Source organism: Rhodococcus sp. IEGM 1381 (assembly GCF_030056795.1).
In the GTDB taxonomy this organism is placed as follows: Bacteria; Actinomycetota; Actinomycetes; order Mycobacteriales; family Mycobacteriaceae; genus Rhodococcoides.
Map to the genome: position 1 here is coordinate 250,321 of NZ_JASHKQ010000003.1, position 19,261 is coordinate 269,581.

10 protein-coding genes and 1 tRNA gene are annotated in these 19,261 nt (G+C 63.9%); 4 read left to right on the forward strand and 7 right to left on the reverse strand.

Annotation, left to right across the window (positions count from 1 at the left end):
- Positions 1–125 precede the first annotated feature (125 nt).
- On the reverse strand, positions 126–2,609 hold the full coding sequence (locus QM797_RS13220) for a hypothetical protein (RefSeq protein WP_283276066.1): 2,484 nt from the start codon (positions 2,607–2,609) through the stop codon (positions 126–128).
- A 393-nt stretch (positions 2,610–3,002) separates the two neighbouring features.
- Here QM797_RS13220 and QM797_RS26350 point away from each other — a divergent pair, with 393 nt between their 5' ends.
- Positions 3,003–3,758 (forward strand): HNH endonuclease, encoded by a 756-nt coding sequence (locus QM797_RS26350; RefSeq protein WP_502942338.1) that lies wholly within the window; start codon positions 3,003–3,005, stop codon positions 3,756–3,758.
- Between the two features lie 141 nt (positions 3,759–3,899).
- Positions 3,900–4,112, forward strand: a complete 213-nt coding sequence (locus QM797_RS13225; RefSeq protein WP_283276067.1) for a hypothetical protein — start codon at positions 3,900–3,902, stop codon at positions 4,110–4,112.
- A gap of 644 nt (positions 4,113–4,756) precedes the next feature.
- On the opposite strand, the gene QM797_RS13230 is transcribed toward QM797_RS13225, so the two are convergent.
- Both QM797_RS13230 and QM797_RS13235 read right to left on the reverse strand, forming a co-directional pair.
- Positions 4,757–4,830: transfer RNA gene (locus QM797_RS13230), tRNA-Lys, on the reverse strand.
- 92 nt (positions 4,831–4,922) lie between these two features.
- Entirely contained in the window at positions 4,923–5,144 is a 222-nt protein-coding gene (locus QM797_RS13235) for a DUF3618 domain-containing protein (RefSeq protein WP_032375974.1), read from the reverse strand.
- Between the two features lie 77 nt (positions 5,145–5,221).
- Here QM797_RS13235 and bcp point away from each other — a divergent pair, with 77 nt between their 5' ends.
- Complete coding sequence (gene bcp, locus QM797_RS13240) at positions 5,222–5,695, forward strand: thioredoxin-dependent thiol peroxidase (protein ID WP_283276068.1); 474 nt, start codon at positions 5,222–5,224, stop codon at positions 5,693–5,695.
- Here the strand turns inward: bcp and QM797_RS13245 are convergent.
- Positions 5,684–7,048: a dipeptidase gene (locus QM797_RS13245; RefSeq protein WP_283276070.1), complete on the reverse strand. Its 1,365-nt coding sequence runs from the start codon at positions 7,046–7,048 to the stop codon at positions 5,684–5,686. The genes bcp and QM797_RS13245 overlap by 12 nt on opposite strands.
- 74 nt (positions 7,049–7,122) lie before the next feature.
- On the reverse strand, positions 7,123–8,439 hold the full coding sequence (locus QM797_RS13250; protein ID WP_283276071.1) for a hypothetical protein: 1,317 nt from the start codon (positions 8,437–8,439) through the stop codon (positions 7,123–7,125).
- Between the two features lie 349 nt (positions 8,440–8,788).
- On the opposite strand from QM797_RS13250, the gene QM797_RS13255 reads away from it, so the two are divergent.
- Entirely contained in the window at positions 8,789–9,427 is a 639-nt protein-coding gene (locus QM797_RS13255) for a TetR/AcrR family transcriptional regulator (protein WP_371833974.1), read from the forward strand.
- Between the two features lie 75 nt (positions 9,428–9,502).
- On the opposite strand, the gene acpS is transcribed toward QM797_RS13255, so the two are convergent.
- On the reverse strand, positions 9,503–9,895 hold the full coding sequence (gene acpS, locus QM797_RS13260; protein WP_032375969.1) for a holo-ACP synthase AcpS: 393 nt from the start codon (positions 9,893–9,895) through the stop codon (positions 9,503–9,505).
- Positions 9,895–19,191, reverse strand: a complete 9,297-nt coding sequence (locus QM797_RS13265) for a type I polyketide synthase (RefSeq protein WP_283276073.1) — start codon at positions 19,189–19,191, stop codon at positions 9,895–9,897. Before QM797_RS13265 ends, acpS begins: the two co-directional genes overlap by 1 nt.
- Positions 19,192–19,261: the final 70 nt, after the last annotated feature.

Genomic DNA, 19,261 nt, shown 5'->3' on the forward strand with positions numbered 1-19,261 from the left:
TGTGGCCTGACTATTGGGGACCTGGCACCATCGACGGTCGACGCTGACGACGATCGATGTGCGATAGTGGGTCTGCCGACCGGTTCCGACCCATAAGTGCGCAGACACAAGGTTGGAGTATCTGACTAATCGATGTACCTATCAGATGCACCAGCGGTCCCCAAACCCACTATTTCCCGGATACGCGGGCGCCGCGAATTCCTCCAGTTATGCTGTTCCACGGCCACATTGATCGCCTCGATGCTTGACGGTTTCCACGAATTCTTCGTAGTAGCAAGCACAATCTCGTCGGCACCGAAAATCTCGGAAAGCAATGCCCTCTTCTTGGCTGCTTTCTTCTGATTTGAGCCCGAGTCCAGTTCGTCGGTTGACTTCGCCTCAGCAACGACGACACTGCCATCCACGTACGCCAGCAGATCCGCTTCCGCAACTTTCTTGCCCGACAAGTCAGACACCTCAAGCTCTGAACAGTCGACGTAGTGATTGCGATGATTAACCGTTGACCGAAGGTAGGCGGCGAGAAGGAGAGGTACGTCGCCATTCTGACTCATGAGAGAGGTTGCGACAGGATGCAGATCATAAAACCAGTGCGGCTCGTCATGGGGCTGTTTCCATCGAGCAACCGAAAGCTGACTCGCATGCCCGCACCGGAGACAAGTGTTCGTTTGTTGCAACCTTCCGATCGACACGAAGTCTAGAGTTCCGCACATCACGCAGTCCAACAAGAGCCCTCTGGTTAGGATCGTTTCAGCGAGGAGTAGATCGCATTGCTCTCGGGCCGCCTCAACAGACAATTTGGAAAGATTTACAATTCCGTCAAAATTTAGGTACACCGTGTCGCGAATTACGCAGCCTTCGCCGCCAGGAAACTGCTCGTGCGTGGTCTTTGCGCGGGGGACATAGCTGCGCAAGACTGATAGCAAGTCACTGGAAACGACGTCAAGCAATCTCGACCTCGAACCCAGCATCGCCTCAAGCACGTCACCATGTCTACCAGCAGGGGATAAAGATGCTTTAAAACCGCTCTGAGCTGCCATTGCCCGAGCCCACTTCTGCATACCGGGCTTACTAATTCTCGGTTTTGCCAGCCGTTGATCTGCGGCTGAGCCAGCTGGTACGAAACCGTAAGCAAGTGACTCGTAGGACAACCCGTCGCGCGCTACGCGAATCCAAGTGTCGTGTGGATTTTCGTCCCGATGCAAGAGCACGTCACTCGGCATGTATCTGGCCGGCGGAATCGGCGTATCAGCCACATCCAAGTTGATCTGCACAGATAAATCAGAAACAAGCTGTAGGCGATCGTCCTGAACAATGGGAAGCGGCGGTGTGGCCGCGATCGTGGTTGTCCCGTGAATATCGCGAATAACAGGCATCACGGTGGTCGAGCTGAATTGCTCGTGCACTCCGAGGTGGCGCATTCCATAGCGGTCAAACTCAAGAATTTTATCGAGCCCTACCACGGGGAGGATTTTCCATGGAAGCCCATCTGCTGCATCCGACAACGAGAAACTAGACGAAACGCGCAGTACTTCATCCCGAAAGTCAGCAACTTCTTCAATATCGTACGAGATGGAGGTCACCATCGCCCCTCGTCCGCTACTACTGAGGGGCGGCGTGATGGAATCTCTCAGCAAACGGAGTATAAGGTCATGGTCACCGCCGTCGAGCATCGATTTCGGGATCCATTTTCCGCCTCCATACAATCTGTCCCAAATCATTGCTAAAGCGAAATCAGACGGGGAATCGCCGACAACGCAGAGGTTTCGGATACGACGGCTCGAACCACGACCGACAGTTTTGAGCCCAGTTGAAGTGGCGTCCCACGCGCTCGGTAGGCCATTCGCAATTCCGCGCCCCGGGTCAAGAGCAGCGTCTGGAACCACAGATGGGTGCCTGCCCTCTGCACGAAAGAGCCACCGCAAGATCGCGGTTCTCTCCTTTTCACCAAGCGGTGACAGTCCCTTCTTCGGCGTCTCTAGTTGACCAAGACGCATTGCGACCGCAACTCCAAGATCACCCTCCAAGAACGGCGACGCGGCCATGGGCATGGGGTCTGACGGCCTACGTACTTCATTCATCGAGGTTAATGCGCTCGACCGACTACTCAAGACGGAAGATTCTATGGTCGGTAAAACACGTTCGCGCTCATGCCAGGGTCGTTCGTGGCTGGACTCGCTCCCGCTCGACATCCTGTACGAGGAGCACTGGTCTACAAGCCAGTCGCGAGTTTCCGAGAGAATCGCATCGTCAACAATCTCTACTCGAAGGTCCCCCGCCAGCCGTGACCGGTCCTCGGCCTCGACGATGCCCTGTTCGTCGAGTATTCGTGCAATTGTCCCTGGCGTCAGGTTGTCGACGTCCCCGACGGTATAACCAGACACCACTACATAGTCAGGGTCGTAAGCAACGAGGGCATCACGAAGTCGCCCGTCAAGCGGGCCGGCGACGGCAGGCACCAGGACGAATCCGGCACCGCCCCACGTGTTATTAGCAGAACGCATCGCCATCCGGGCGAAGTACTCCCAGTCCGACTCACTTCGAAAAATGACGGCCACACGAGGTGCTCTCAATCCCATTGTGACCGTTGCATATTCGATATTTGACGACACGCTCCGCAACCTCCCTCTCAGGCGGCCATCGAGATTCCGCCGACGAACAGTAAAGATACTGGTTGGGGCGGTCCGAACCTAAATCCAAGGGCAACACGTTGTGGCCGCGTCCATTCATGGTCGTCTTTAAATTTCCCATCAGCTCTCCGACGACCACGGGGCCGGCTACCTGGACCTGCGCGGCCGGACTGTGCTAAACACCTCCCACGGCCGTGTACGAAGCCCGGGCCGTCTCCAACGACCCAGCACCCTGACCGGACCCCGATTCGACCATCTCCGGCTGATGGCCATTGGACCCACTGTTCCGAAGTGACGACTTAGCAGTAATGAGCGACCAGGAGAGAAATGACGATCAAGGCCCGTGATCGAAAGTTACTGTGGGGACGCTCGGGCATGTTGTGTGCCTTGTGTAAGAGGCCGTTGAGCCGGCGGTCAGCCTCGAACCGCGACCACGATGTTCTTATCGGCGAAGAAGCCCATATCGTGGGGCAAGGAGCGCGTGGGCCACGAGCGGGGTCAATACGTGAATCCGAGATCGACGGATACGACAACCTGATCCTGCTCTGCGCCAATGACCACACCATGATCGACAAGCACACCGGGTCCTATCCGACCGAACGCCTCTTGCAGATCAAGTCTGCACACGAGACGTGGGTGACTGAACGGCTCGACAGAAGAGAAGGTGCCTCGGCTCGAACGGAACCAATACGGCTCCGAGCGGTCAAACCCGGGCACCCCATTCCCCTGCCGCGCTTGGAGTCCGGCCGAGAAGCTTGGAACGTTGTCGTCGGATCCATGTCCTATCGATTCGAGTCACCTGAAGAGGGACCGGCTTCGGTGTTAGCTTGCGACACAGCAGACGAATTTCTACAAGAAATGAGCGATTGTGGTGAAATAAGCGAACACATCGTCGACGCTGGACGGCGTGCGATTCGCGACGCGGAGAGATCACTCGCATCTAGCCTATCCAGGCTCAAAGAACAGGGACTCTGTGCATTCGGAGCGCAACGTTCGATGCTTCTGTCCGGCGGAGGGGAACTACCGAGTGCATGGCGTGAAGCAATTGTCATTGTGCGTCTCGCATCTGAAGTCGCAGACGTGGACCCACTGATCGCAGTCGTCGCCGACGAAATATTCCGTCCAGTCTAAACCTGCAGTCGCGAGCCGATATCGGAATCATGACACCGGCGGCTGCCCAATTGATCCGACACCTTGAAGTAAGTGCCACGCATCTGATTGATGCTGGACTATCTTCGGCGGCAAGGGTCGAGCTCCCCACGAAGAAAACCGATGCCGACTTCCTACCTCACCGCCACTCTCCGCGACACGGTCGGCGAACCGGAGGAGTTGCTCTACGGTGGCCGCAAGATGCACCGCCACCTGCGCAGGAATGGCCAGCACGCGGCTGCCCGCACATTCGACCGCCTCATGGGCGACGAAGGAAGGTCCAGCGCCGTCCAAGGCAAACGGCACCGCACCACGATCCACGGCGGCAAGAACTAACTCCAAACGAGCCCTGACCTGCGCACTGACCCAGGACGTCGGCGGCTACCGCGCTGCTCAATCTACGACGCCCAGTGCCTGGTGTCGGTTCTCGCGGCAACACCTGTCGACATGTAGCTCGTCGAGCCGTCGTCCGAGCGGTGCAGCCAACGTTTCCACGTGATGACTGCGGACCGGACAAAACCGTCGAACTCGCCACGATCCTCGAACTCCCCGAGGTGGGCACCACCGAGCACCAGGTCCGTCTCGACACCGCAGGAATTGCCTGTTTCTTCTCATGCTCGGCCGTCGTTTGAATGCCGATACTGCTCAAGCAACTGCCGCGGAATGCCCGCGGATACTGGCCGCGTTCGGTTGCAGAAGCTCAAAAAGATGAGTAAGTGATGACTGGAGCATCCACAGACGTCCATCAGCTACCCGGCGGTGCGAATCCGGCACACAACTCGCAGGTCAGCGGCATAGCAGCCGGAACCTGACTCCCAGTATTTGCGATTAAGAGTCAAGTCTCCGAAACGCCCTCCGGCACTTGCGAACCCGCAGGTCACAGAATTGTCCATTCTTGCCAAGCTAGCGGTCGCCTAGTCGTACCTAGACAACGAAAAGTGCCCCTGACCAGCGAATATGCTGCTCAGGGGCACTTCTTGTGCGCCATCAGGGATTCGAACCCCGGACCCGCTGATTAAGAGTCAGCTGCTCTAACCAACTGAGCTAATGGCGCCGATCCGCACCGCGTGTTCTCTGCGGTGCGGGAGAAACATTAACAGCAGATGCCGCCAGATGTGAAATCGGCTGGTCGGAGCACCTGCTGCGTCAGTTGAAGATCCTGCGAACCACGAGAACTGCCACCACTGCGCCCACTCCGAGGAGGGTGAACTTCACTGCCGGCTCGTTGAGCTTGGCCACGACGGACTGCTTGGTGTTGGCGACGATGTTCTTGGGGCTGGCACGGACGCTCAGCTCGTCCAGGGTGCTGGCGAGCTGATTGCGAGCGGCCTCGATCTCGCGCTCGATTCGGTCGGTGTCCTTGGCCACGTGTCCTCCAACTTGTTGCAAATAGTCTCGGTCGCAGTCGAGCCTAGAGCACGACGATATTTCGATAGTCTCGTGCGGTGACCGAATACAGCAAGCTCGAGCCGGGCGACACCGCTCCGGCGTTCACCCTGCCCGATGCCGACGGCAAAGACGTCTCTCTCGCCGACTACGCAGGCAAGAAGGTGATCGTGTACTTCTACCCCGCCGCGAGCACCCCGGGCTGCACCAAGCAGGCCTGCGACTTCCGCGACAGCCTCGCCGAGTTGAACGGCGAAGGCCTCGAGGTCATCGGCATCTCCCCCGACAAGCCCGCCAAGCTCGCGAAGTTCCGCGACAAGGAAGAGCTGACGTTCCCGCTGCTCTCCGACGAGGAGAAGACGACGCTGCAGGCGTGGGGCGCATTCGGGGAGAAGAAGAACTACGGCAAGGTTTACGAGGGCGTCATTCGCTCCACGTTCCTCGTGGACGAGGCCGGCAAGATCGAGGTGGCGCAGTACAACGTTCGCGCCACCGGCCACGTCGCCAAACTCCGCCGCGATCTAGCCGTCTGACCCGGCGAGCCGCTGCAGGAACAACGCTTCGGCGACGGCCATCTTCTCGATCTCCGTCGGGTCCACGCTCTCGTTGGGAGCGTGGATCCGGCACCGAGGTTCCTCGACGCCCATCAGCACGATCTCGGCGTCCGGCAGCACCTGAGCCAACGCGTTGCACAGCGGAATGGACCCGCCCTGCCCGGCGGTCCCCATCGGATGCCCGAATGCCTCTTCCAGCGCCTCGGACAGTGCCGCGTAGCCCGGTCCGTCGGTCCTGGCCCGGAAGGGCGATCCGACAGCCTCACGCTCGACGGTGACGCGCGCATTCCACGGCGTTCGCGCCTGAAGATGAGCCACCAGAGCATCCTGAGCCGTCCGGGGATCCATTCCCGGCGGCACGCGCAGATTGAGCCGCGCGGACGCACGCGGTGAGATCGCCGCCGCAGACCCCACGACGGGCGGGCAGTCGATCCCCAGAATGGTCAGAGCGGGCCGCGCCCACACTGCATCGGCCACAGTGCCCGAGCCAGCCAGCCCGACGCCGTCGAGCACCCCGGCATCGGAGCGGAACTGCTCAGTCTCGTACGCGACTCCGTCCCACGTCTGCACTCCGTCGAGACCGTCGACCACGGTGTCGCCCTGCTCGTTGCGCAGCGTGGAAAGCACCTGCACCAACGCGGCGAGAGCATCGGGAGCTGGACCGCCGTACATGCCGGAATGAACCTCTCCTGCAAGTGTTTCCACGTGTACCACCACGTTGGCTATACCGCGAAGCGTGGTCGTCACCGTCGGCAGGCCCACTCGCGCGTTCCCGGTGTCGCCGATGACGACCACGTCGGCGGCGAACAGTTCCGGTCGCTGCTCCACGAGCGCTTCGAGCCCTCCCGTGCCCGTCTCTTCCGAACCCTCACAGACGATCCGAACGCCGACGCCGATCGACTCCCCCAGCGCCCGCAGCGCCAACAGGTGCATGATCACGTTGCCCTTGCAGTCGGCCGATCCTCGCCCGTACCACCGACCGTCTCGTTCGGTCAGCTCGAAAGGTTCACTGTCCCAGAGATTCTGCTCTCCCGGAGGCTGAACGTCGTAGTGCGAGTAGAGCAGAACGGTCGGCGCTCCCGCGGGTGCCGGACGCGAGCCGACAACGGCCAGTGAGCCGTCGACCGTCTCGATCAGCTGGACGTCCGGAACACCCGCATCCAGGAAAGCCTGTTGCACCCAGTGCGCCGCACCGATGCATTCCTCGACCGGAAACTGCCGGGGATCGTGTACCGACGTGAACCGAACCAGCTCTGCCAACTCCGCTTTCGCTCGGGGCATCGCTGCTTCGATGTGAGATCGAACGTCCACGGGTGGTGCGTCGGCAGGCATGAGTCCTCCAAACGAGAAAATGACAGACGGGCTCTCGCCAGTCTGTCATCACTCGTAACGCGGAGCGCCCGCTGTCAGCCCCCGGCCAACTCCTGGTGAATCCACTCACCGGTTTGCTGCCAGTGTCGATCCCACGCTTCTTGCTCCAGTTGCTCCTGAGACTTTCCCGGCTCCGGCACAACCGACGGAACGGTGAACTGCGGAGGGTCGACCTTCGTCGGAGCGGGAGCCGGCTGCGGAGCGACCACGGCCGGCGGCGCATCCTGCGTGGCCCACGCGCCCGTTGTCGGTGTGGCAACGGTTGCCGAATCCTCGGGCGGAGGAATCGTCTCGGGTGGCGGCGCAATGGCAGGTGCCGGTGCGGCCAGGGCAGCCGGGTCGGTCGTCGTCATCGGGTCCACGTAACGGGTTGCCCCGGCCAGATCGGCACCGGCATCACGCTGGGCGGCGCTCTGCTCCGCGGTCGATTCCGAGTCACCCGGCAACGTCGCAGCAACCGCGACACCTGCCGACAGCACGCCCGCCAGCAGGACGGCCGCGAAAACGAGCTTGCGACCGGATCTCCCGGCCTGTAATGGCTTCGAGTCGGCAACCGTCGGCACTGCGGACGCAGAAACAGCGGTCACGAGTAGTGGCGTCGCGACGGTGTTCTGAGCGTCGGCCTCTTCGGGTTCGGCAGCCTGCTCCGGCTCCGAATCGGCGGACAACGGCTCCACCGGCGCTGCGACTGCCTCTTCCACTGGGGCGGGCCCGTCCGCGAGCGCCAGTAGCGCAGCCCCTCGTGCGGCGATCTGATCGGCGTCTCCCACTCGCACCACGGGAACGCCGAGTCCGAGAGCCAGGATGTCCACGAGGTCGCGATTGCTCGACGAGTCGCCGAACAGGGCCACGAACTCGGGCTTCTTCCCGGAGTGATCCACTACGTCCCACGCCAGCGGAATGGTGCTGCCGATGCGTTCAGGCGACATCGAATCCAGCTCGGCGGTTCTTGTGGGAGTGAACGATGCCTCTGCTGCGTCCGCAAGAGAGATGGAGACGCCTGCCTCACCCATGTAATACAGGAGCACCGTCTTCGCGTCGGCGAGTTCATTCGATTGACCCAGCCAGGTCAGGAACGACTCGGTCGCCGAACACAGCGTCACGGGTTCGTCGCCGAGAGCACCGCTGAATTCAGCGCGTTCCGCCTCGGATCGATAGACCACGCCTATTGCGTCGACGTCGGTATCGAGGGTCGCGGCCTCGGCGCGCATGGTCGCGATCGCTTCGGTCAGTACGGTGGCCGCGTCGGGGTGCAGTGGCGTCGTCCGATCGGCGAGTACCTCGCCTGAGGTCGGCTCGACCAGAATTGTCTGCATCGAGCCAGATTCGATCGCTATACCAATGGTTGCCATTGCAGTCTCCCTGTGCTCAGGGTGGAGGCACCCGACCATGAACGTCATCCAGCGGATCCGAACGACGATCACCCTGCACGGAAATTGATTCTGTTCCCTGAACCATACCTGTTGACGGTTAAATTGGTCCAGATCAGTCTTGGAGTTTGTCACATGAGTAGCAACCGGCCGTTGTCGCCGACCCCAGGTTCGTTCGAGACTCTCGGCCGCCGACCCGCAGGTAACGGACCAGGTGTGGCTACCGGGCACGTCCGCCGGATAGCCTGACCGGGTGGAATCCTCTGCTCGTGCTCAGTCCTCGCGCCGTCTCGACGCCGCGCTCGAGTCGACGGCACAGACGCAGGAACTGATGCCGCGCCGCCGACCCACCCAGGAACGCAGTCAACGCAAATTCGACGCCCTGCTGCAGGCCTCGCGTGAGTTGCTCAGCGACGTGGGGTTCGAGTCGTTCACCTGCGAGGAAGTTGCTTCGCGCGCCGAACTGCCGATCGGCACGCTGTACCAGTTCTTCGCCAACAAGTACGTCATCGTCTGCGAGCTCAATCGCCAGGACCTCGTCGGAGTACAACAGGAGCTCGCCGAATTCGACGGCGAGGTCCCGTCGCTGGACTGGGTGCGGTTCCTCAACAACTTCGTCGACCACATGGCGGGCATGTGGATGACCGACCCATCGCGCCGTGAGGTGTGGCTTGCCATGCAGTCGACGCCGTCGACTCGTGCGACCGGAGTCATCCACGAGCGAGAGTTCGCCGATCAGGTCTCGCGCATGCTCGGGCCGTTGACTCCGCGCACACCGCGTCACCGTCGCAACCTCATGGCTCAGGTGCTGGTGCACATCGTCTACTCGATGCTGAATTTCTCGGTGCAGGACGGCCAGAGCCACGAGGACGCCGTAGCCGAACTCAAGCGAATCATGATGGCGTATCTGCTCGTCGCGGAGAAAGAGAGCAGGCGCTCCGGCGGATCGACCGTCGACAGCGATTCCTGAGTCGGCCGAGACCGCACGAAAGAAGGCCCGCCCGATCTCGTGGATCGGACGGGCCTTACTCGTTTCAGGACGGACTCACTCCTCCAGGATCGCCACTGCGGCAGCGATATCGCCGTCGTGTGTCAGCGACAGGTGAATCTTGACCGTCGGCAGGAACTCCTGCGCGATGCCGTGCAGCTTGATGGACGGACGGCCCCACGCATCGTTGACGACCTCGATCAACGGGTACGGGTTGTCACCGATCTGCGGCGGACGCGCGAATCGTGAAGTCGCCCATGCCTTCAGAACTGCTTCCTTGGCGGCCCACCGAGCTGCGTAATGGCGGGTCGGATCGGAACTCTTCGTCGCTGCATGTCGACGCTCACCCGCGGTGAAGCTGTCGCGAATCATCGTCGTGCCGACCTTTTCCATCTGCTCGGCGAAGTCGGACACCGTCACCAGGTCGAAACCCACTCCCAGAATCGCCATCAGATGGCACCCGGCAGACCGGAAGAGTAGACATCGTCCTCGCCGAGGCGAGCGGACTCGTTGAGCAACACGTTTGCCTCCAGTTCGCGTGACGCCTTGGCCGGCGTCCCGTCATGTCCCAGCCGTCGATCGTCGGGCCGCTCGTACAGGGAGTCGCCTCCCACCATCGCGGAGATAAGCCTGCGCTGTCCGGCGATGCGACGCTCGTTCGCCTTGGCTACGTACTCGGCGCGCCGATCTGCCGGAACGGCCTCGATGAACGCCTGCGGGTGCACCAGCGCGATGAGTCCGGACACGTGCCCGAAGCCGAGCGAGGTGAGCAGACCCGCCTTGAGCGGAACCGAGTCGCCGAAGCGCAGCGGCTCCCGTGCCCACACCAGATGCTCGAATCCGGTCATCTTGTCGTCGACGCAGTCGAGGCTGCGGTTCGGCGGGATGACGCCGTTGGCCAGCACCTGGCACAGGCCGATCAACTGCCAGGCAGCCGCTCCACCCTTCGAGTGTCCGGTGAGGCTCTTCTGCGAGACGACGAACAGCGGAGCGCCGTCCGAGCGGCCGATGGCCTTGGCGAGGCGGGTGTGCAGTTCCGCCTCGTTCGGGTCGTTGGCTGCGGTGGACGTGTCGTGCTTCGAGATCACGGCCACGTCGTCTGCGCTGACGCCGAGTGCGTTGAGCGAGAGCGCAAGTGCCGAATCCTTGCCGCCGCGACCGGCACTGAGTGCGCCGAGTCCCGGAGCCGGGATGGAGGTGTGCACTCCGTCGCCGTACGACTGTGCGTAGGCCACCACTCCGAGAACCGGCAGGCCCATCTCGAGTGCCAGATCGCCGCGGGCGAGCAGAATCGTTCCGCCGCCGTGCGATTCGACGAATCCGCCGCGCCTGCGATCGTTGGCCCGGGAGAAGCGTCGATCGCTGATTCCCTTGGCGGACATCGCCGCCGAGTCCGCGGTGGCCGACATGTCGCCGAAGCCGATGATGCCTTCGGTGCTCAGGTCGTCGAATCCGCCGGCGACCACCAGCTGAGCCTTGCCCAGCTTGATCTTGTCGACGCCTTCCTCGACCGAAACTGCCGCGGTGGCACAGGCGGCAACGGGGTGAACCATCGCGCCGTAGCTACCGATGTACGACTGAACCACGTGCGCGGCAACGACGTTCGGCAGAGCCTCCTGCAGGATGTCGTTCGCACGAGCATCACCGAGCAGGGTGTCGATGTACAGCGAGCGCATGGACTCCATGCCGCCCATGCCGGTGCCCTGCGTGTTGGCGACCAGCGTCGGGTGCACCCAGCGCATCAGTTCCGACGGGTTGAAGCCCGAGGAGATGAACGCGTCGACCGTGGTGACGATGTTCCACAGTGCAACTCGGTCGACCGAGCTGACCATGTCGGGCGAGATGCCCCACTTGGTGGGATCGAATCCGGTCGGAATCTGTCCACCCACGGTGCGGGTGAGCTTCATCTTGCGCGGAACGCGAATCTCGGTGCCCGCCTTGCGGGTGACCTGCCAGTCGCTCGAATCCGGGACCGGCGTGATCAGCGTGTGCTCGGGATCCGCTGCCGCGAACGACCGGGCATCGATCTCGGTTCCGACCACGAACGTGAGGTCGTTGTCGAGGAAGATCGAGGTCATCAGCGGAGCGGTGTTGCCGACCATCGCGCCGTCGTCGCCGTAGGTGCGGATACCGCACTTCTCGACCACGATGTCGTGGTACTTGTCGGCGATATCCTCCTCGGGCACCAGGTCACCGGACTCGATGTCGTACCAACCCGGCTTGGGATCGTTCTCCCAGGCGATCAGGCCGGTGTTCCATGCGAGTTCGAGCACGCCTGCGGCAGAGAGCTGCTCGTCGACCTCCATCTCGAACCGGGTACGCGCCGAACCGTACGGTCCGAGCTCACCTGCACCGACGATGACGATCAGGTCCTTCGGATCGACGTCCAGTGTCGGCCACGCCGGAGCGGTGGTCGACGTCGACAGCCGCGGCGGTGCAGGCAGTGCCGCGATCACCGAGTTGTCCACTGCCTCTTCGGTCTTCTCGGCCGCGGCCGCAGCTGCATCCCGAGCAAGCTCGACGAGGTTGAGCTTGGTGTTGGCCAAGCCGCCCGTGAGATCGGCGACGATCGGCTCCTGCGCAGCCTGACGGCGAGCGGCAGGTGTGCAGAGTTCGAGCAGCTCGGTCGCCATTTCCTCGGTCGACCAGGTGCGCACACCCTCGGCCTCGACGGCCTCGACGATGGGATCGTTGCCACCCATCAGGCCGGTGCCGCGCACCCACCCGATGTGAGCATGGGCGATGGACACCCGCTCGGCCCAGTTCTTCTCCGAGCCCCACTTGGCGACAACCGCATCGAGTGCAGCCTTCGATTCGCCGTAAGCACCGTCGCCACCGAACATTCCGCGGTTCGGCGATCCCGGAAGCACCACGTGCAGGTGGGTGTCGATGTCGGTGTCGTAGCCGACCTTCGCCAGTCCGGTGATCAGACGCTCGACCGACCAGAGCAGCACGCGCATTTCCATCTCGGCGCGAGCACCGGCGTCGGACATCTCGCCCATGACCCGGGGTGCGGCGAACGGGAACAGCATCGTCGGTGTCGTGGCGGCCTTGACCAGAGTCTTTGCGCCACCGGCAGTGTCGATGAAGTCGCTGCCGATCCACTCGATGAGAGCATCGACGTCGGTGTACGACGCGATGTTGGCCGGAACCACCCACAGCGACGCTCCGCTGCGTGCGTTGTCGCGGTAGAGCGAGCGGTAGAAGCCGAGCCGCTCGTCATCGAGCCTGGAAGTGGTGACGAAGACCGTCGCTCCCCCGGCCAGCAGCTTGGCGGTCACCGCTGCTGCGATGGATCCCTTGCTGCCACCGGTGACGACCGCGACCTCGTCGGCCCACTGGCCCTTGTCCTCGGATGCGACCGCGATGTCCGCGATGCGTCCGAAAGTCTCGGCGAGCACGGTCTTGTTCTCGTAGTCGGCCTTGGCCTTCCACCACTGTGCTTGAGCTGCAACGGCATTGCCGGCACCGGCGAAGGACTCGACCGCGACATCGCCTGCGGTACCGAGCCACAACCGGGCCAGATCCTCACGGGCAGTTGCCCACCGGTCGTCGATCAGCACAGCGCGCTTGGCGTCGAACGCGGGAGCGACCAGGCGAGGCCAGTCCGATCCGAGTTCGGCCGAAACAAGCTCGACCAGAGCGGCATCGGGATCCTCGGCCAGCAGTGCATTGGGAGCTTCCGCCAGCCCGAGCTGTTCGAGCACCAGCCGAGCTGCAGAGGCGAGAACGCCGTCGCGACCGGTGATGTGCTCGGTGAACTCACCCAGAGCAGCAGCGTCGACGGTTCCGCCGGCTCCACCTCCTGCTTGCGGCATCGACACTGCGACGCCGCGACGTGCGGCCACTGCTGCTACTGCCGAATCGATGACGTTGTCGACAGCAGTGCCGTCGGCGAGTGCGCCGTCGGCCAGGCCGCCGAGCGCACCGCCGCGGACCGAGGCACCGTCACGGGTACCGAGTGCGACCTCGGCAGTGACGTGATGCGCCCAGCCGTCGCCCAGTTCCCAGGTCTTCTTGACGCGATCGGCGATCGAGGCCGGGCGTCGTCCCGAAGGACCGAAGACCTTGCGAAGGTGATCGTTGATGGAGTCGCTGAGCACCGGCCCGAAGGGCTTGTAAGTGCGGGCCAGCTTGTTCACCGTGCCGGAAAGTGCGCCCATGTCAGCGTCGGCGGCACCGTCGATGGCACCGAGCGAGAGCTCGGAACCGAGGTCGACGAGCAGCTGGTTACGACGCGAGGACACACCGTCGCACAGTGCCTCGATGGTGTCGGCGGGCCCGATCTGATCGAGCTGCAGTTTGGTCCACAGGCCGATCAGGATCTTGGTCGCATCGGCGGCTACGAACGCGATGTCGTCGGGGCGCGGTCCGCCCGACGGTGCAGCGGCCGGAGCGGGTGCTGCAGCCGGAGCAGCCGCAGCTACAGGAGCAGCGGTCTCGGGAGCGGGAGTTGCCTCGTCCTCGTCGGCCGGAGCCGGATCGGTGTCGGTGCCGTAGACGATCGCGGCTTCACGTTCGAGGTTGAGCACCTCGACCGGGTGACCGAAGCGGCCGGGCAGCTTGAGGGTCTGCGAGGCGAGGTTGGCCACGGTCGGCGTTGCACCGAGACCGATCTCGACGAAGCGCTCGACGCCCATGCCACCGTCGGACTCGTCCGCGAACAGCAGGTCCTGCGTCTCGATCCACCGAACCGGGCTGGCGAACTGCCATGCCAGCAGCTCGGTCAGGATCACGCGGCACAGATCACTCGGCCGTGCGGCCCACGAATCGAAGTCCGCGAGAACGGTGTTCAGCGGCTCGGACGGCACCAAATCGGCGATCTCCTGCGCGAATTCGCGCTTCAGCGAGAACGGCTTGGGCACCAGGTTCGGGATGTAGCGCCCCACCAGGATCGCCGGATCCAGCTGCTCGGGCAGCAAGGTCTGCAGGCGGTTGCGGAAGTCGTCGACTCCGCCGCGCAGCACGGTCGAGTGGAACGGCACGTCGATGCCCGGAACCATGATGTAAGCGGCCTTGCCACCGAATTCTGCCCGGCGAACCGCGATCTTCTTCTCGAGCTCGCCGAGGCCGGCGACCGTGCCTGCAATGGCGTACTGCGAACCGCGCAGGTTGAGGTTGACGATCTCGAGGAACTCACCGGACTCTGCTGCGACACCGGCGACGAAGCCCTGCACGTCCTCGTCGGCGAGGCCGATCTGAGACGGACGAATGGCTGCCATGCGGTAGTCGCTTCGGCCGTTCTCGTCACGAGGAACGAGTGCGTGCATGGCCGAGCCACGCTGGAAGACGACCTCGAGGACGGCTTCGAGCGGAAGCACACCGGCGACGGCGGCGAGTGCGTTGTACTCACCCACCGAGTGGCCGGCGAGGATGGAGTTCTCCACGAACGCACCGGATTCACGCAGCTCGGCAACCTGTGCGACACCGAGAACGGCCATCGCAACCTGGGTGAACTGCGTCAGGTGCAGCACACCGTCGGGATGCTTGTGCGTGACGCCGCGCGCCTTGAGAGTTGTCGGGTTGTCGCGCACCACAGCGAGAATCGAGAATCCGAGCGCGCTGCGGGTGTGCTTGTCGGCACGCTCCCACACTTCACGTGCGGCCTTCGACCGAGCCCGTGCGTCCAGTCCCATACCCGGGCGCTGGATGCCCTGGCCGGGGAAGGCGTAGACGGTCTTCGGCGCAGCGGTGCGAGCAGTGGCGACCATGACGAGTTCGCCTGCGACACGGCAGGACACCTCGACGAGCTCTGCACCCTGGTCGAATCCGGTGCGGTCGACGCGAACGTCGATCTCGGCTCCGGGGCGAACCATGCCGAGGAAGCGTGCAGTCCATGCGGTGAGACGACGCGGCGGAGTCTTGGTGTCCGCGTGATCGACTGCGGTGACCGTCTGCTGGGCAGCCGCCGAGAGCCACATGCCGTGCACGATCGGGCTGCCGAGTCCGGCGAGCAATGCTGCGGCGTCCGAGGTGTGAATCGGGTTGTGGTCACCCGAGACCTGAGCGAACGCGGCCATGTTGCGCGGGGCCACGATGGTGGCCAGACGGCGACGACGACGCGGGGTGTCCTTGGCGTCGGCGCTGAGCGATCCGCCGGCGCGAGCCGGATCGGACAGCTCACCCTTGCCGGTGCGTCCACGAATAGCGAAGCGCTCCACAAGGGTTGCGACGGAGGGAGCATCGAGACCCTCGCCGAGCATGGCACCGATCTCGACGGTGACCTCGACGACGCGACCGAGGTCGGTGTCGAGCACCTCTCCTGCCGCAGCCTTGACCACGAGAATCGAAGTGTCGGTGGGCAATTCACCGACCAGGTTGACGCTGTGATCGAGGTGCACCAGGTCGAGCATGCCCTCGATGACGTCGATGCCCTCAGCGTTGCGAGTGGCACCGAGGACGGCGAAGACTGCGGGCCAGCAGGCACCGACCAGAACGTCAGGAACGGCCTTGCCGCTGACGGTCAGTGTATCGGGCAGTCCGGAACCGGTGACGCCGGCGTGGTCGGCGATCAGATCGGGGATCCACGCGATGTTCAGCCGCGCGACGCCGCCCTTGACGGCCGGAAGCTCCTGGCCGGCAGCAACTCCGAGCAGTGCCGACATGGCCTGCTGGGCATCCTGCGCGGTGACGACGGGAGCGCCACCGTCGATCGTGGACGCGGGCACCGTCAGACGGATGCGTACTTCCTTGCCCGGAGCGAGAGGAACCAGCAGCTCCACATGCTCGGCATCGAGCACGGTCAGCGAAGAGCCGGTCTGCGGATGCGAGGCAACAGAATCGGAATCGACGGTCCACTCGGCCGGACCACCCAAGCGTGCAACGGGGTTCTGCGTCATCCGCGAAGCCCAGGTGACGTCGGGAGCTGCCAGCACGATGCCCAGCAGTCCGGGCGCGATCTCGGCGTGGCGACGGCTGGCGATGGCCGCCGGCTCGACACCCTCGGCGAGAAGCTGGTCCGCAGTGGCCTTCTCGAACCGGTTCAGCAGTTCGCCGACCGGCTCGTCCACGCGGGTGATGCCGGCGACGGCAACGGTTCCGGGGATGATGCAGACCTGATCGGCGGAGTAGCGAGGATCGTGTGCCTGCCACAGCGAGTCACTGCGCCACCAGCGGCGCACGTCACCGTCGACGACGGGGACGAAGTTGACCGGCTTGCCGGGCATCCGGCACAGCGAGGTGAAGAAGGTGATGTCGGCCGGGTGCAGCACCACGTCGGCGGCGTCGGGGAACTGTGCGATCAGCGACTTCAGTGCTGCGCGCGGACGTTCGAGAACCTCGGCGTCCGAGAACAGGGTGGGGATGGGTCCGCGATCGACCGGGTGCAGACGTGCCTCGGCGCGCTGCAGCATCTCCAGGAAGCGGGTGCGCCAGGTGATGTCGAGCCATACCGATTCACGTGCCTCGGTCACGGCATCGGTGAACTCACCGCCGCAATCGAAGTCGCTGCGCGAGTCGGTACCGATGGCCAGATCCAGGTAGCGGGCGAGCCACTGCTGGTAGGTCATCTCGGCGACGTCACCGAAGAACGGCTTTGCGGTTCCGTCGAGTGCAGCGATGATCTCGTCGCGGCGCTCGGCCACGGCGTCGGCGTTGCCGGCGACCTCGTCGAGCAGTCGACCGCAACGCGATGCCGCGTTGTCGATTTCGTGAATGTCGGCACCCAGCTGGCTACGGCCCGAAGCCATTCCGCCGTTGGCGGTTCCGGCACCGACCCAGTCAGGGGTTCCCGGTGTATCGACGAGAAGCTGCTTGACCTCGGGTGCCGTGGTGGCTTCGAGGGTGGCCATGGCAGCCGTGCCGACGAGGATTCCGTCGAGCGGCATCTTGGGGTAGCCGTAGACGGCCGACCAGGTGCCGGTGAGGTATTCCGCTGCGCGCTCGGGGGTTCCGATACCGCCGCCGACACAGATGACGAGGTTGGGCCGCGACCGCAGCTCTGCGTAGGTGGTCAACAGCAGGTCGTCGAGGTCCTCCCACGAGTGGTGCCCGCCTGCGCGGCCACCTTCGATGTGGACGTTGACCTGGTAGGACGGCACCTCGTTGGCGATGCGGATGACGGCACGAATCTGCGCGACGGTGCCGGGCTTGAACGAGACGTAGCTGATGCCCGCCTCGGACAGCTCTTCGATGAGAGCGACTGCCTCGTCGAGCTCGGGGATGCCTGCTGTGACGACGACGCCGTCGATGGCGGCACCTGCTGCGCGAGCGCGCTGCACGATGCGGCGACCGCCGAGCTGCAGCTTCCACAGGTAGGGATCGAGGAACAGCGAGTTGAACTGGATGGCCCGGCCGGGCTCGAGCAGCGTGGAGAGCTCCGCGACGCGATCGGTGAAGATGTCCTCGGTGACCTGGCCGCCACCGGCGAGCTCGGCCCAGTGGCCTGCATTGGCAGCTGCGGCAACGATCTTCGCGTCGACCGTCGTCGGCGTCATGCCGGCGAGGAGGATCGGCGAACGTCCGGTCATCTTGGTGAAGGAGGTCTCGACCACGATGCGGCCGTCGGGCAATGTGACCGGCTTGGGCGCAAAGGCAGACCATGCGGGCTGCACCTCGGGTGCAGCTCCCGGAGTGAGCAGATTGCGGTGGCCCCCGCGTGAGGACGCGGCGATGATGCCGACGCCCTGTCCTCGCAGTGCCGGAGTGGTCATGCGGGTGAGCAGGTCGCCCGGACCGAGGTCGAGGATCCAATCGGCACCGGCGTCGACAACGCCGTCGATGGCGTCGACCCAGTCCACGGAGTCGACCAGGATCTTCTGCGCGAGGCCGCGAGCGAGCTCGACGTCGAGTCCACAGCGCTGTGCCCAGGCGCTGACGAGTTCGACAGCGTCCTCGAGAGCGGGGTGATGGAAGCCGATCTCGACCGGAAGCTGCTCGAAGACCGGAGCGAACACGGCACCGCCACGCTTCTTGGCGTCGCGCTCACGGTCTTCCTCGGCAGCGATCTGCTCGCACTTCTCCTGAACGCGAGCCAGCTGGGCCGGCGGTCCCGAGAGTACGACGCGACGGCGACCGTTGCGGATGGCGAGTGCAGCGGAACGCTCCGGCGCTCCGACGATCTCGAGGTCGGCGATGATGGCCTGCAGGCGTTCGGGCTCGACGTTGGCGACCGACACCATCGGCGCACGGTCACCGGCTCCGATGATTCCGCGGCGGCGGCCGACGAGACCCGCTGCGGCACCCACGAGCTGAGCGATCGCGAGGAAGTTCGCATCCTGCGCACCGTCCGCAGCGACGGACTCGGCAGCGATGAGTCCCTGCGAGTGTCCGACCACCTTGACGGGAGGGGTCTGGGAGGGATCGAGTCCCTGCAGCTTCAGCGCACGCAGCGCTGCGACCTGGGTGAGGAACACTCCGGGAAGCGAGACTGCGGCAGAGGTCAGTGCGGCCTCGGACGGTCCGTACGAGCCGACGGTGTCGTCGTCGGCGAGATCCTGCTCGAGCATCCAGCCGATGGGGTCGAACCCCACGGAGCGGACGACCAGTAGCTCGTCGGAGACGGGCGCGAGTACGGCTGCAGCCTCGTTGACGAGATCGGTGAGTTCGGGCTCGAGTGCGGAATCGCGGGCCAGCTCTTCGAGGGAGCTGAGCCACGGTGCACCCTGACCACCGAATGCCAAAGCATAGGGCTCGCCCGCGGCGAAACGATCTGCCAGAGTCCGAGAGCCGCCATTGCTTCTAGGGGATTTGCCTGCGTTGCCCCGCGTGCCGCGTCCGTGTGATGGTGTGCTCTCGTTGATCGTCAAGGCTGAAGATTCCTCTCGTGGGCGCCTCGGGGGTCGGGGCGCTCGCTGTGATGGCTGCCCGAGTGCGTCG